Source organism: Phocaeicola sp. HCN-40430 (genome assembly GCF_037890285.1).
Lineage (GTDB): Bacteria > Bacteroidota > Bacteroidia > Bacteroidales > Bacteroidaceae > Phocaeicola > Phocaeicola acetigenes.
In genome coordinates this window covers 53,453-67,601 of sequence record NZ_JBBKBS010000004.1, presented here as the reverse complement: position 1 = coordinate 67,601, position 14,149 = coordinate 53,453, and the positions used below count along the sequence as shown (strand labels likewise).

Here is a 14,149-nt window from a genome sequence, read left to right as displayed (position 1 = left end):
ACATTACAAATATGAATCAGCGTCACCGTTGCCTCATCTGTTTAGGTTCAAACCACAACGGAGTGGCACACTTGAAAAGTGCAGAGCAGGAACTCGAAAAAATCTCATCCGGTATCCATTGGGGAAATGCGGTAGAGACGGCTGCAGAAGATACCGCATCTTCCGGTTCTTACCTGAATCGTGCAGCCTTGATGAATACTACTCTGAGCAAGGAAAAACTTATAGAAGAATTCAAGAAGATAGAAAGCCGGCACGGAAGAACGGCTACCGGCAAACAGCAAGGAATTGTACCGCTGGACATCGACCTGCTGACGTACGATGATGAAATTGTAAAGCCTGCTGACTTGAAAAAGAGCTACGTACAGCAGGCTTTACAATCGGTTGTGCAATAAACTTATCTGCCGGAACGACGAAGAAACAGACGATGATCGATACAATCCGGCAGTTCTTCTTCATAATGTGTTACCATCACCAAAGTCTTTGACGGACGCTGACAGAAAGTTTCTATGATATCCTTTACCAGACGGCGGTTGTATAAATCCAGTCCATGAAGAGGTTCGTCGAGAACCAGCAGTTCCGGATCTTTTACAAAAGCACGCACCAGCAGAATCATCCGCTGTTCTCCGCTGGAGAGTTGAAGGAAGCTGCGGTCTTTCAATTCTTTCACTCCAAAGATATCCATCCACCACTCGCAAATCTGCAGGTCTTCATCCTTTACCTTCTTGTATAGTCCGATAGAGTCGTGAAGACCACTCGCTACAATTTCAATGGCAGGCAAATTCTTCAGATAAGAACGGTGCATCTCCGGACTGACGTAACCGATATGTTTCTTGATATCCCATATACTCTCTCCGCTTCCCCGCTTGTATCCGAAAAGGGTGATGTCGCAGGCATAGCTTTGCGGATTATCGGCACAGATCAGACTGAGCAATGTGGATTTTCCGGCTCCGTTTTCTCCACTCAAAGCCCATTTTTCTCCACGGTTCACACTCCAGTCGAGTCCGGAAAGAATGGTACGTTCACCGTATCGGATGCAAACCTGATTGAGCTGTATTACACTGGATGATAAATAAGTATCTGCTCTATCTGGAAGAGTCAGAATGCGCTGCCGCTTTTCTTCGCTCAGCACACGGCCGGGAACAGGCTGCCGGGAAGCCTCATATTCCTGCAAGGTCATTTTCGGACTGCAGATACGACTGTTTACCGATACGACATGAGTAATAAAATCAGGAATATCGTCACTTTTGGAGAGCACCAGTATAACCTGCAGTTTGGTCTGTTCTACCAGTTTCTTCAACAAGTCATGCAACAAAGAACGCGTCTTCGCATCCAGTCCGATGAAAGGATTGTCCATCACCAGTATACGAGGATTACCCAACAGAGTCTTTGTCAGCTGAAACTTACGCAATTCTCCACTCGACAACAGAATAATGTGTTTATCGAGCATCCCTTCTACTCCAAACAAATCGTAAAGCACTTTCTTCAGGCTTTCATCCTTACTTTCAGGGAGCAAATCGCGTACCAGCGGAGTATCGTCAATATCATGCGAATTCCAACGCTGCTGATAATAATAGGTGCTATCAGCTTCTCCGTAAGAGTCGCGGAAGGTGATGTATTTGATATGATCGGAAACCAAATTGGAAGAGGAAGGCGAAAAGTCATAACGTACTTCATTATTCAATAAAGGGTAACGGCCTGTCAGTGTTTCGACCAATAAAGTTTTTCCTCCTCCATTAGGACCTACAATAGCCCAATGCTCGCCTTCCAGCAGTTGAAGGTTAATAGGAGCACCCAACCGGTAAAGAGGATGACGAGCTACTCCATTTTCTATTTCTATTACTTTTTTCATAAAGTTCTTCCTATAAATAAAGAAAAAAGAATCCGTAAACAACCAATTCAGTATTCACAGATTCTTTTTCCATCATAAACTATTCCATTTAATTACTGATGAGCAATCATTGCAGAACGCGGACCTACTGTCAGTTTACCTCCATTGGCATGTCCGAAACCGTTCTTCAAATCAATCTTTCCATCTTTGCATACAATCCGGTATAAGCCTTCTGGTACAGTTACCGTAATCGGCTCTGTACGTGCATTCAGCACGACAACGGTATTTCTCCAGGAATCTCCACAAGGATTACCTTTCAGACAGAAAGCCACCACATTGGTTGCCTGTACCGGAATAAACTCCAGATGTTTCCGGATAAGGCCGGCATCTCCCATACGGAAAGCAGGATGCGCCTTACGCATGGCTATCAATTCTTTTATATAATCGAAGACCTCCCGATTGTGAGTCTTATTGCGCCAATCAATTGCATTAATCTCATCCGGACTATTATAGGAATTGGCAACTCCTTTCTTGTCTCGCAACACCTCATCTCCTGCAAAGATAAAGGGTACACCTTGAGATGTAAAGACTGCAGTTTCTGCCAGTTTCTGCAATGTACGCAGTTCTTGCAAAGAGGCTTTGGGCAGAGTTGTCTTCAAGCGGTCAGTCAGACATAAATCGTCATGGCAACTTACATAACTGATAAACTGAGTGGGTTGGCTCGCCCATATCTTCGGCACACGATGCACCGAATCTGTATTGACCTGAGGGTGTTTCACTCCACCTACAATTCCAAATTTAATGCCCGCTTCATGCCCAGGTTTTCCTATCACAAAAGCACCTTTTGAATCGTCTCCCCAAGCTCCACGCAAACTATCACGATATTCATCACTAAAAGCAGCTATACCAGGCATCAGATAAGTATTATTCTTCATTGCCAACTGGTCTTCCGGCAATTGTGGCTTTCCTGCGGCCCATCCTTCACCATATATATAAATAGTAGGATCAACCTTATCGAGGGCGGCACGAATTGCTTTCATTGTCTCAATATCGTGAATACCCATCAAGTCGAAACGAAAACCATCAATATGATATTCTGTCGCCCAATATACGACAGACTCTACCATATATTTACGCATCATAGCCCGGTCACTTGCGGTTTCATTACCACATCCCGAAGCATTGGCAAACTTACCTTCTTCATCTGTCCGATAGAAATAACCCGGTACTGTACGTTCAAAGTTGCTGCCTTTCGTCAACGCCGTATGATTGTATACTACATCCATAATCACACGGATTCCGGCTTTGTGCAGAGCCATTACCATTTGCTTGAACTCACGAATACGCACCTCCGGACGATAAGGATCTGTAGAATAGGAACCGTCTGGCACATTATAATTCTTCGGATCGTATCCCCAATTATACTGCGGCTTTTCCAGTTTTGTTTCATCTACAGAAGAAAAATCGAACGAAGGAAGTAAATGTACATGAGTAATACCTAATTCTTTTAAATGGTCGATACCAGTTTTCTCTCCCAGAAATGTATGTGTGCCTTCTTCTGTCAATGCAAGAAACTTACCACGATTGCGGATACCGGCTACAGTATCAATGGAAAAATCACGATGATGCATTTCATAAATCATGATATCGGCAAAACTCTTCAACGAAGGACGAACATCTTGTTTCCACCCTTCCGGATCTGTACTATCCAAATCCAAAATAGCAGCACGGTCTCCATTTACACCTACAGCTTTAGCCATCACTCCCGGAGTATCTCCTTGCCATACATCATCTATCTTTACGTTAAAGGTATAGAACTTTCCTGCCAGATTTTCGTTTACTACAGTCTCCCACATTCCATCATTTACAGCTTCCATCGGAATCATCCTATAAGAAGCTCCACCTTGTCCCTCTTCATAAAGAAGCACACGTACCTCTTGTGCAGTCGGAGCCCAAAGTGCAAATTTTGTCTCAGAAGGAGAATAAGCCATTTCCTCCCACTTTCCCTCAAAAAAAGGATATTCATCAAAAGAACTATACGCTTTCTGATGAGAATGATTACAGCCACACAGTGCAAGCATTGACATAGCGATAAAACACCTTATTTTCATAATTTCATGTATTTATTTCACTTTTTCCGGATTCTTTGCTATATAATCTTTCCAGCTTGAATATTTTTGTTGTATAGCAGGACGCCCCATCTGCAAATAATGACAGTAGGCTGCACCTAAAGCATCCGTAGCATCCATAAAAGGTCCTATTTCCGAATCAGGAATACGAAGCATACGTTTCAACATATCGGCAACTTGCTCTTTGGTTGCCTGACCATTTCCAGTGATTGCCATTTTAATTTTCAAAGGAGCATACTCCGTCACAGGAATATCCCGACACAAAGCAGCCACAATAGCGACTCCTTGTGCACGTCCCAACTTCAGCATGGACTGCACATTCTTCCCAAAAAAAGGAGCCTCAATGGCCAACTCATCGGGAAGATACGATGATATTATTCCTTGTACTCTCTCGTAAATATGTTTTAACTTCAGATAAGAGTCTGAACAACGGCGCAAGTCAATAACTCCCAAGCTTAAGACTTCAGGTTTAGTACCAGTCACCTTCAGCACTCCATAACCCATAATATTCGTACCTGGATCGATACCCAGAATTATCTTTTCTTTTACCGGACAAATCACTTGATAACCTCCATTAATGTAGGAAATCCAATCACTTTATCTTTAAAAAGTTTTATCATTTCCTCGTTCAAATGAGCACCTTGTTTTGTATGCCAACGATGAAGAGCCGCACTGTCTTCTACTTCCCACTGCAACGAAAAACACTCGCTGTCCTGTTCCTTATGGCTCAATATACGCAAAATACGAGGGTTATGCAATTCACCCGACTTCTCTACTGCAGGAATATAACATTCATTCAACCAAATCACAAAATTGCGTGCATCGTTTATCTGCACATGATAAGTAGTATTATATATCAACATAAATTGAGGTATTATTTTCCGCAAATATATCAAATATCCTTTAGTATGCGGATATTACTGTAAAATAAAATAGACTTGATATAAAGCATTCTCAGAAGTTTTTGTACTTTTGCGCACACTTACACGCTTAGTGTGCAAAACAACAATGGAAATACAAAATAGTTTTATAGAGCTTATCGAACAAAGCATCCGCAATAATTGGAATCAGGATGCGCTTACAGATTACAAAGGAATCACGTTGCAATACAAGGATGTAGCACGCAAAATAGAAAAGCTACATATCTTATTTGAACATATAGGCATTAAGCCTGGAGATAAAATAGCACTTTGTGGACGTAACAGTGCCAATTGGACAGCAACTTTCTTAGGTATTATCACTTACGGAGCCGTAGCCGTTCCTATCCTGCATGAGTTTAAAGCCGATAACGTACATAATATCGTCAACCACTCGGAAGCACGTATGTTATTTGTAGGTGATCAGGTGTGGGAAAACTTCAACGAAGCAGCTATGCCTCATTTAGACGGAATCATTGAATTGAAAAATTTCGATTTAGTGGTTTCCCGCTCTAAAGAACTTAGTTACATACGTGAACATTTAAACGAAGAATTCGGTAAACGCTATCCGTGCCGCTTCCGTGCCGAACAGGTTAATTACCGAAGAGAGTTACCGGAAGAACTTGCTGTAATCAATTACACATCAGGAACAACCGGATACTCCAAAGGGGTAATGCTTCCTTATCGCAGCATCCTATCTAATATTATCCACATCCACGATAAAGTAGGATTGAAACCGGGTGACAGAATCGTTTCCATGCTTCCGTTAGGACACATCTTTGGCTTGGTATTCGATTTCCTGTATGGAATGACAGTAGGCGCTCACCTTTGGTTCCTGACACGTATGCCAAGTCCTAAAATCATTGCAGAATCATTTGCAGAGATCCGTCCACGTGTCATAGCATGCGTTCCTCTGATTGTAGAAAAGATTTTCAAGAAAAACATTCTCCCTAAAGTAGACAACCGAATGGGAAAACTTTTACTGAAATTGCCTATCATCAGTGATCGTATCAAAGAACAAATCCGCCAACAGGCGATGGAGGTATTTGGAGGTAACTTTATTGAAATTGTAGTAGGAGGCGCTCCTTTCAATCCCGAAGTAGAAGCCTTTCTTAGAAAAATCAATTTCCCATACACCATAGCTTATGGTATGACAGAATGCGCTCCTCTTATCTGCCACAGCCGATGGGACGAGGTCTTATACACCTCTTGCGGAAAAACGGTAGCCAATATGGAAACTCGCGTATTGTCATCCGACCCAGAAAAAATACCGGGAGAACTTGTATGCAAAGGGGCCAATGTAATGTTGGGATATTACAAGAACGAAGAAGCTACGGCACAAACTATCGATAAAGACGGATGGTTACATACCGGTGATATGGCCATTAAAGATAAGGAAGGAAATATTTTTATCAAAGGACGTTGCAAGAACATGCTTCTGACAGCTTCCGGACAGAACATCTATCCTGAAGAAATAGAAGCCCGACTTAACAATATGCCTTTCGTAAACGAATCTCTCGTAATTCTTTCTGGTGATAAGCTTATAGCTTTAGTATATGCAGACAACGAAGAAGCGTATGCACAAGGATTCAATACAAAGCAATTGGAAGAAGCTATCGAAAACAACAGAATAGAACTCAACAAAGTGTTACCTGCCTATTGCCAGATAACACGAGTCAAATTATATCCAGAAGAGTTTGAGAAAACGGCCAAGAAGAGTATCAAACGATTCTTGTACCAAGACACAGCCTTATAAAAAGAATTATTATAAAAAGAAAAGAGACTGCAGGGGAAAGGCAGTCTCTTCTTTTTTCAAGACAAACTCTTTTGTCCTGTAAATTCATACTTTCACAAGCACAAATTTTGTTTATAAATCTATTACTATGAAAAACATGTATATAACACCAGACTTGGCCTTTTTGTTCTTCATACACTTCAAATAAATTACAATTTAACCTTTATTAATATTCAACTAATGTTACTTCTACAATAAATATTCTCTTACCCATTCTTACAATACACTATCAATCAAACTCTTAAAAGAAAATATTCCCCTTCCTTAAAAAGATGACCAACAAACACATACAACAAAAAAAGCTGAATTGAACTTTCGTTCAATCCAGCTTCCTACAGAAATATTCTATTGATTATTTCATCAATTCTCCTAATTTCTTACCCAAATCATCACCACGCAAATCACGTGCTACAATAGTACCTTCCTGGTCTACCAATACAGTAGCCGGAATACCACGTACTCCATACAACTTAGCACCTTCGCACTGCCAACCTTTCAAGTCAGACATTTGAGGCCAAGTAATATTCAAGTCAGTGATTGCTTTCTTCCATTTATCCAGGTCTTCATCCAAAGAAACACCTACAATGCCAAAACCTTTAGCTTTAAAGTTTTTATAAGCTTCTACAACAACCGGCATTTCTCGACGGCAAGGACCACACCAGCTTGCCCAGAAATCAATCAATGTATATTTATTCTGAGAGATGAAGTCAGACAACTTCACAGTCTGTCCTTCCGGAGTGTTCATTGAGAAGTCTGTGAATTTCTGTCCAACTGCAGTTTTCTTCAGCACTTCAAAATAGTTTTTCAATCCTACAACTGTTTTATTGTTGCTGAACTCTGCAGAAACCTTGCCCAACAGAGGCTCTACCTTTTCTGCAGGGAAAGATGTTCCATAAGAAGCCAGCATATATACTCCCATTGCATTGTCAATATTCGAAGACATTGCATTGAAAGCCATTTCCATACCGATACTATCTTTCTTATCCAATTCTTTCATGATCTCCTCACGCTGTGCATCAGTCAGTGTAGAGTCTTTCATCGTTTTACGATACATCTCTCTTATTTCTTTACTCAATGCGCTATACTCTCCCACAAATTTCTGGTAAGCATCATTGCACAAAGTACCAGCAACAGTGCTTTCTCCCTTTGGAGCCAAGTTTACATTGATAACTCCATTTTCCAGGAAAACCAAGGTCATCATACGCTGGTTGTTAGACCAATAAGTTACGTAACGGCTCACAGTTACAGAGTCGGGAGTACCCTTAAACTCAAAAGCACCCGCTTTAACTACAGCTGAATCCTTCTTTACGAAATTACCATCTACATAATCCTGCAAAAATACAGTTTCACCATCTGCTACACCTTCTGCAGTACCTTTGATGGTATAGCCTGCTTTTTCCTGACATGAAGCAAGTGCCAACAAACCGGCAGTTGCCAAAAACATAAATTTCTTCATTGCTTTGTATAAAATTTAAAAGTAGTGGACAAAGATAAACCTTTAAATCGAGAATAGAATATGTATGGACATAAAAAATATTCTCTTAATATAAAGCCCCACAAAAAAGAAAGAGATTGCATCATTCATCAACGATACAATCTCTTCCTAATATTGGGAAAATGTTATTTTTTTGATTCTTCCAAAGAAGCTTTTCTAAATTCTTTCAACACTTTTTCCAATTCCAAAGATGCCTTGCGTGCGCGAGTACCAGCAGCCTTGTTACCTTTTTCAATCTGCTGTTCTGCATCTGCAACCAACGCAGCATTCAATTCCTTAATTTTTGCAAGTAATTCGTTCATAGTTTTAATTTTTTATTTTTAAACATTATCAAAGTAAATACAAATCGCTTAATTTCATTCATTTATACCTTCTTTTTTTACTTTTTTTAATACAAAACAATGCTTTTAATTGCAACCGAGTTGCAAACAGACATCATCTCCCTTTTTTCAAGGCTCAACAACACGGTTATATGACGTAACAACTATACTTTTGTCTGAAACTTTTAAAATAAAAAGATATGAAATCTCATCATTCACACCCGCACAGTCATCCCGTTACATCCCTCAACTCTATCTTTATTATCTGCATTATTCTAAATTTATCTTTTGTTGTTGTGGAAGCCGGAATAGGATTTATATATCACTCTCTCGGTCTATTGTCGGATGCCGGTCATAACCTAAGCGATGTATTCAGCCTGCTTCTGTCTTTATTTGCCTTCCGAGTAGCCAGACACCGGAGTAACCGGCATTTTACCTATGGATATAAGAAAAGCACCATATTAGTATCCCTGACCAATGCCATTATCTTACTTATCGCAGTCGGAGGTATACTGATAGAAAGTATTTACAAATTAAGTAATCCTGAACAAATATCAGGAGAAGCGATATCATGGACTGCCGGTGCCGGCATTATAGTAAACGGCATTACAGCCTGGCTACTGATGAAAAAACAGAAGCACGATCTTAATGTACGAGGAGCTTTCCTGCACATGGCCATGGACACACTGGTTTCTGTCGGTGTAGTGATATCCGGCCTTATCATCATTTATACCGGTTTTACGCTGATAGACACCTTTATCAGCTTACTTATTACACTCATCATCCTGCTTTCTACATGGCGACTTCTGAAAGAAAGCATGTGCCTTTCGCTTGATGCAGTACCAAGCAGCATCCATATAAATGAAATAGAAAAGATAATTTCAAATATTCCTGGCATACAAAGCTGGCACCATCTGCACATATGGGCAATAAGTACTACAGAAAATGCAGCCACCGTACACATTGTATTGGAAGATATCAGACAGATAGAAAACATCAAACAGCAGCTAAGACACAAAATGCATGAAATGAACATCCAACATATCACGATAGAATGCGAAGCTTACCCGTATATCTGCAACGAACCACATTGCTGCTGATAAATATAACAACAAAAAAAGCCACCGGAAATTCCGGTGGCTTTGCTTATATGGTTGTAAGAACTGATTAGCAGTTTACAGAAGCCATGTGAGCGATCAAATCCAATACTTTGTTAGAGTAACCGATTTCGTTATCATACCAAGAAACAACTTTAACGAAAGTATCAGTCAAAGCGATACCAGCTTTAGCATCGAAGATAGAAGTACGAGTATCACCCAAGAAGTCAGAAGAAACAACTGCATCTTCAGTGTAACCCAGAACACCTGCCAATTCGCCTTCAGAAGCTTCCTTCATTGCTGCGCAGATTTCAGCGTAAGTAGCTGGTTTAGCCAAGTTTACAGTCAAGTCAACAACTGAAACGTCCAAAGTCGGAACACGCATTGACATACCAGTCAATTTACCGTTCAATTCAGGGATAACTTTACCTACAGCTTTAGCAGCACCAGTAGAAGAAGGGATGATGTTACCAGCAGCAGCACGACCACCTCTCCAGTCTTTCATAGAAGGACCGTCAACTGTTTTCTGAGTAGCAGTTGTAGAGTGAACAGTAGTCATCAAACCGTCAGTGATACCCCATTTGTCGTTCAAAACCTTAGCGATAGGAGCCAAGCAGTTAGTAGTACAAGAAGCGTTAGAAACGAACTGAGTACCTTTAACGTAAGTCTTTTCGTTTACACCGCATACGAACATCGGAGTGTCGTCCTTAGAAGGAGCTGACATTACAACATATTTAGCACCAGCTTCGATGTGAGCCTGAGCTTTTTCTTTAGTCAAGAACAAACCAGTAGATTCTACTACGTATTCAGCACCTACTGCATCCCAAGCCAATTCTTTAGGATCTTTGCAAGCTGTTACACGGATTTCTTTACCGTTAACGATCAATTTGCTGTTTTCAACGTCTGCTTCGATAGTACCGTCGAACTGACCGTGCATTGTATCATATTTCAACATGTAAGCCAAGTAATCTACTGGGCACAAGTCGTTAATACCTACGATCTGGATATCGTTTCTTTTCTGAGCTGCACGGAATACGAAACGGCCGATACGACCGAAACCGTTAATACCTACTTTAATCATCTTAGTTAAATTTTAAAGGTTTTATAATAAACTTTATAAACGCTCGCATAAAATAAAGGAAGAATATAAAACTCTTTTGCACCCCTCCTTATAACGCACTGCAAAAGTAAGCATTTCTTTTGAAAAGCGTACATGAAACCATGATTATTTTAACAAAAAAATTATAATCGGACAGAAAAGAAAAAGAAAAAATCCGATTGTTTCCTCTGGCCATGCACAAGCATTTCCCAAAAGAAACAACCGGACTTATTCCGACTTCAAAATATCAGAATTCTATCTTAATCAATTATATCAAAGCCGCAGTACGGAACCAGTGCTTTCGGTATGCGGATGCCTTCCGGAGTCTGGTTGTTTTCAAGCAGAGCTGCTACAATACGAGGCAATGCCAATGCAGAGCCGTTCAATGTATGACAAAGTTCAGTTTTCTTGTCGGCATTACGGTAACGGCATTTCAAGCGGTTAGCCTGATAAGTATCGAAGTTGGAAACAGAACTTACTTCCAACCAGCGTTTCTGTGCTTCCGAATATACTTCGAAGTCGAAGCACAACGCAGCTGTAAAGCTCATATCACCACCGCACAGACGGAGAATACGATACGGCAATTCCAGTTTCTTCAGCAAACCTTCTACATGATCCAACATTTCCTGATGAGACTGTTTAGAATGTTCCGGCTTATCGATACGAACCAACTCTACTTTAGAGAATTCGTGCAGACGGTTCAAGCCACGCACATCTTTACCATAAGAACCGGCTTCACGACGGAAACACTGTGTATACGCACAATTCTTGACAGGCAACTGCTTTTCGTCCAGAATCACATCACGGTAGATGTTTGTTACAGGTACTTCTGCAGTAGGGATAAGATACAAATCGTCCAGATTGCAGTGATACATCTGGCCTTCTTTGTCGGGCAACTGACCTGTTCCGTAACCAGAAGCTGCATTCACTACTGTAGGAGGCATAATTTCTTCGTAACCAGAAGCACGAGCCTCATCGAGGAAGAAATTAATCAGCGCACGCTGCAAGCGGGCACCTTTACCTTTGTATACAGGGAAACCTGCACCGGTAATCTTCACACCCAAATCGAAATCTATCAAATCGTATTTCTTTGCCAGTTCCCAGTGTGGCAGGGCATCTTTCGGAAGTTCAGTTTCCATTCCACCCATCTTTTCTACCACATTGTCTTCGGCACATGTTCCTTCGGGTACACTGTCGTAAGGCACATTAGGAATGGTATACAATACATTCTGCATGTCTTCTGCAGCCTTATCCATTTCTGCCTGCAAACCTTTGCTTACTTCCTTGATTTCAGCTACACGAGCTTTGGCAGCTTCGGCTTCTTCTTTTTTGCCTTCTTTCATCAGCATACCGATGCTCTTCGAGATGGAGTTTACTTCTGCAAGGTTTCTGTCCAACTGATTTTGCGCATTGCGTCTTCTGTCATTCAGCTCAAGCACTTGTGCAATGGTTTCTTTTGCATTTGCAAAATGCTTCTTCTCCAATCCGCGAATTACCTTCTCGGTATCTTCTGTAATTTGTTTAATAGTAAGCATATCTTTATGTTTTAATATCTTAATTTCCTGTTTTGCGATGCAAATATATAGCTTTTTTAAGAAAAAAAGGAGGCTGGCTTCATTTTATTGCAAAGTCTGTTTATACAATAGGGAGAAACTCCTCTCCTCACCCTTCACATAAGGGTTGTTTCACCCTGTTGCCGACATATTTCAGCGAATCAATTCCAGACGTATATCCGACGGCACCGGCTATACAGCCGACAGCGCTGACTGCAGAAACGACATCGCCGATTATGCAGCCGACGTCGTCGGATACAGTACACAAACGTTCACAAAAGGTTATATTACCTTTGTCCTTTCACCTTTTATTTTATGGCAACAATTACTCTAGAACATTTTCAACAGACAATTCCAGTTCTCCAAACCCAATCATTGCATTGAACAGGCGGATGCGAGAATAATTACCCAACCACCCGACCGTTATCGGGCGTTCCGCTATAACCCCTTCGTTGAGAAGGCGCTGCCGGTGCGTTCCGTTCAGCAGAGGGAAAGAAGGAGTATGCCATTCCCGTCCATTCCACAAAGCAATATTGGCAATGGAGGTATCGGTAAGGAAGCCGTGCCGCACAATCAGTACATCGTCGGCCTGTTCCCGTTGTGCAAACAGGCGGTCGAGTACCGAACGGTCTGCCCATTTGAAACGGTAGTCTATCGTTTCGTCGTGAATAAGTTTCAGCGAGGAAACCGGGCGGACCGTGTAAGGAAAATATTCTACCGACTCTATCCCGTAACCATACACCAGCCTGCAACGGGTACGCTCTTCGTACTCCTCCGGATTGACAAAGTTCCGCACATCCAGCAAGGGGGAATCACCCCAAAAGAAACGCCGTGTTTCATTCATACGACGATTGTGATATTCTACATTCTTCAGTTCTCCTTTTTCTATACAGAGCGTTTCAATAAATCGGTACATATACTTTTTGTTTCATTTCTTCATATTCACTCCGTGCATCACTCTTAAAAGTAATGCCTCCACCGCTTTTGTATACCATGCCTTGTTCTGTCTGCTCCAAGAAACGAATCAAGACTGCACTATCCAGATTATCACCATCAAAATATCCCATTACACCGGTATAAAAGCCACGGTGATAAGTCTCTGCCTCACGGATAATTTCTACGGTTTTCTTTTTGGGGGCACCAGTAATGGAGCCGGCCGGAAGCATACAAAAGAACAGTTCGCCCAAACGACTGCGATAGTCTTCGGGCAGTCTGCCGCGTATCTCCGAACTCATCTGAAGCAGCGTACTCCGGTGGGTAGTGAGTTTCTCCAGATACCGGTAGCGTGTTACGGTTACTTCTGTAGCCACCTGGCTCAAATCATTACGGATTAAATCGGTAATAGTAGCATGCTCGGCTGTTTCTTTCTCGTCGCCCAGCAACTGCTCACGGGCATGAGGCAAAGTGGCATCGATAGTGCCTTTCATGGGGTATGAATATATAAACCCGTCTTTTATGCGGACAAAGGTCTCGGGAGAAAAAACAGTAAAGGAATCTTTTACCCAAAGTTTATACTTTGCCCGTGCATGATCGAACACTTGCCGGAGCGTCAGGTTGGTGCGGACAGGAGTCGCACAGGTCAAATTGGTCAGAAAAGAATTGCCTCCGTATAAATTACGGTAAACTACATCGAACGAACGGGCATATTCTTCAAACGACTGAGGAAAAGCCTGCCAGTCGAATGAATCAGGGAGAGGTGTAACTTTGTCTTTTACATTCGCTACATCGGGAAATACAAACAAGAGGTCTTCCGAAGAAAGTTTCGATGTTTCTTCCACCAGACACTTTTCTCCGTCGAAATCTATCAGAAAAAAGAAACTGCGCCGTTCGCTCCCCCACAGGTTCATACGCGAAACAGCTTCTTCCCGGTTACAAAATACAAGATTACCTTTATTCATAATTATTTTCCGCAATAA

The 14,149-nt window shown here is 41.5% G+C and carries 13 protein-coding genes; 3 read left to right on the top strand and 10 right to left on the bottom strand.

Annotation, left to right across the window (positions count from 1 at the left end):
* Positions 1–11: 11 nt before the first annotated feature.
* Positions 12–392: a 2-amino-4-hydroxy-6-hydroxymethyldihydropteridine diphosphokinase gene (locus tag WKU26_RS02760; protein ID WP_340320817.1), complete on the top strand. Its 381-nt coding sequence runs from the start codon at positions 12–14 to the stop codon at positions 390–392.
* 2 nt (positions 393–394) lie between these two features.
* Here WKU26_RS02760 and WKU26_RS02755 read toward each other — a convergent pair whose 3' ends face one another.
* The 4 genes from WKU26_RS02755 to WKU26_RS02740 all read right to left on the bottom strand — a co-directional run bounded on the left by WKU26_RS02755 (position 395) and on the right by WKU26_RS02740 (position 4,820).
* The gene (locus WKU26_RS02755; RefSeq protein ID WP_340320816.1) at positions 395–1,849 is read right to left on the bottom strand and encodes an ATP-binding cassette domain-containing protein; all 1,455 of its coding nucleotides are present in this window, start codon (positions 1,847–1,849) and stop codon (positions 395–397) included.
* A gap of 92 nt (positions 1,850–1,941) precedes the next feature.
* Positions 1,942–3,939, bottom strand: a complete 1,998-nt coding sequence (gene pulA, locus WKU26_RS02750; protein WP_340320815.1) for a type I pullulanase — start codon at positions 3,937–3,939, stop codon at positions 1,942–1,944.
* 12 nt (positions 3,940–3,951) lie between these two features.
* Positions 3,952–4,518, bottom strand: a complete 567-nt coding sequence (gene ruvC, locus WKU26_RS02745) for a crossover junction endodeoxyribonuclease RuvC (RefSeq protein WP_340320814.1) — start codon at positions 4,516–4,518, stop codon at positions 3,952–3,954.
* The gene (locus WKU26_RS02740; RefSeq protein ID WP_178265858.1) at positions 4,515–4,820 is read right to left on the bottom strand and encodes a DUF4286 family protein; all 306 of its coding nucleotides are present in this window, start codon (positions 4,818–4,820) and stop codon (positions 4,515–4,517) included. The genes ruvC and WKU26_RS02740 overlap by 4 nt, the downstream gene beginning before the upstream one ends.
* A gap of 145 nt (positions 4,821–4,965) precedes the next feature.
* Between WKU26_RS02740 and WKU26_RS02735 the strand changes: the two genes are divergently transcribed.
* The gene (locus WKU26_RS02735) at positions 4,966–6,630 is read left to right on the top strand and encodes an AMP-binding protein (protein ID WP_340320813.1); all 1,665 of its coding nucleotides are present in this window, start codon (positions 4,966–4,968) and stop codon (positions 6,628–6,630) included.
* 391 nt (positions 6,631–7,021) lie between these two features.
* On the opposite strand, the gene WKU26_RS02730 is transcribed toward WKU26_RS02735, so the two are convergent.
* Both WKU26_RS02730 and WKU26_RS02725 read right to left on the bottom strand, forming a co-directional pair.
* Positions 7,022–8,125 (bottom strand): TlpA disulfide reductase family protein, encoded by a 1,104-nt coding sequence (locus WKU26_RS02730; RefSeq protein WP_340320812.1) that lies wholly within the window; start codon positions 8,123–8,125, stop codon positions 7,022–7,024.
* A 164-nt stretch (positions 8,126–8,289) separates the two neighbouring features.
* A complete protein-coding gene (locus WKU26_RS02725; RefSeq protein ID WP_178265861.1) occupies positions 8,290–8,466 on the bottom strand; it encodes a histone H1 in 177 nt (58 codons plus the stop codon).
* Between the two features lie 218 nt (positions 8,467–8,684).
* Here WKU26_RS02725 and WKU26_RS02720 point away from each other — a divergent pair, with 218 nt between their 5' ends.
* Positions 8,685–9,584 (top strand): cation diffusion facilitator family transporter, encoded by a 900-nt coding sequence (locus WKU26_RS02720; protein ID WP_340320811.1) that lies wholly within the window; start codon positions 8,685–8,687, stop codon positions 9,582–9,584.
* Positions 9,585–9,651: 67 nt separating this feature from the next.
* Here WKU26_RS02720 and gap read toward each other — a convergent pair whose 3' ends face one another.
* The 4 genes from gap to WKU26_RS02700 all read right to left on the bottom strand — a co-directional run bounded on the left by gap (position 9,652) and on the right by WKU26_RS02700 (position 14,131).
* On the bottom strand, positions 9,652–10,662 hold the full coding sequence (gene gap, locus WKU26_RS02715; RefSeq protein ID WP_340320810.1) for a type I glyceraldehyde-3-phosphate dehydrogenase: 1,011 nt from the start codon (positions 10,660–10,662) through the stop codon (positions 9,652–9,654).
* A gap of 278 nt (positions 10,663–10,940) precedes the next feature.
* Positions 10,941–12,215 carry a serine--tRNA ligase gene (serS, locus tag WKU26_RS02710; protein WP_340320809.1) on the bottom strand — a complete coding sequence of 425 codons (1,275 nt, stop codon included), beginning with the start codon at positions 12,213–12,215 and terminating at the stop codon, positions 10,941–10,943.
* Between the two features lie 343 nt (positions 12,216–12,558).
* On the bottom strand, positions 12,559–13,149 hold the full coding sequence (locus WKU26_RS02705) for an aminotransferase class IV family protein (RefSeq protein WP_340320808.1): 591 nt from the start codon (positions 13,147–13,149) through the stop codon (positions 12,559–12,561).
* A complete protein-coding gene (locus tag WKU26_RS02700; protein WP_340320807.1) occupies positions 13,133–14,131 on the bottom strand; it encodes an aminodeoxychorismate synthase component I in 999 nt (332 codons plus the stop codon). Before WKU26_RS02700 ends, WKU26_RS02705 begins: the two co-directional genes overlap by 17 nt.
* Positions 14,132–14,149: the final 18 nt, after the last annotated feature.

Excerpts from the sequence above, each read along its gene's own strand:
- WKU26_RS02760 (WP_340320817.1), top strand. The coding sequence starts at position 12 with ATGAATCAGCGTCACCGTTGCCTCATCTGTTTAGGTTCAAACCACAAC.
- WKU26_RS02755 (WP_340320816.1), bottom strand. The coding sequence starts at position 1,849 with ATGAAAAAAGTAATAGAAATAGAAAATGGAGTAGCTCGTCATCCTCTT.
- pulA (WP_340320815.1), bottom strand. The coding sequence starts at position 3,939 with ATGAAAATAAGGTGTTTTATCGCTATGTCAATGCTTGCACTGTGTGGC.
- WKU26_RS02740 (WP_178265858.1), bottom strand. The coding sequence starts at position 4,820 with ATGTTGATATATAATACTACTTATCATGTGCAGATAAACGATGCACGC.
- WKU26_RS02735 (WP_340320813.1), top strand. The coding sequence starts at position 4,966 with ATGGAAATACAAAATAGTTTTATAGAGCTTATCGAACAAAGCATCCGC.
- WKU26_RS02730 (WP_340320812.1), bottom strand. The coding sequence starts at position 8,125 with ATGAAGAAATTTATGTTTTTGGCAACTGCCGGTTTGTTGGCACTTGCT.
- WKU26_RS02725 (WP_178265861.1), bottom strand. The coding sequence starts at position 8,466 with ATGAACGAATTACTTGCAAAAATTAAGGAATTGAATGCTGCGTTGGTT.
- WKU26_RS02720 (WP_340320811.1), top strand. The coding sequence starts at position 8,685 with ATGAAATCTCATCATTCACACCCGCACAGTCATCCCGTTACATCCCTC.
- gap (WP_340320810.1), bottom strand. The coding sequence starts at position 10,662 with ATGATTAAAGTAGGTATTAACGGTTTCGGTCGTATCGGCCGTTTCGTA.
- serS (WP_340320809.1), bottom strand. The coding sequence starts at position 12,215 with ATGCTTACTATTAAACAAATTACAGAAGATACCGAGAAGGTAATTCGC.
- WKU26_RS02705 (WP_340320808.1), bottom strand. The coding sequence starts at position 13,149 with ATGTACCGATTTATTGAAACGCTCTGTATAGAAAAAGGAGAACTGAAG.
- WKU26_RS02700 (WP_340320807.1), bottom strand. The coding sequence starts at position 14,131 with ATGAATAAAGGTAATCTTGTATTTTGTAACCGGGAAGAAGCTGTTTCG.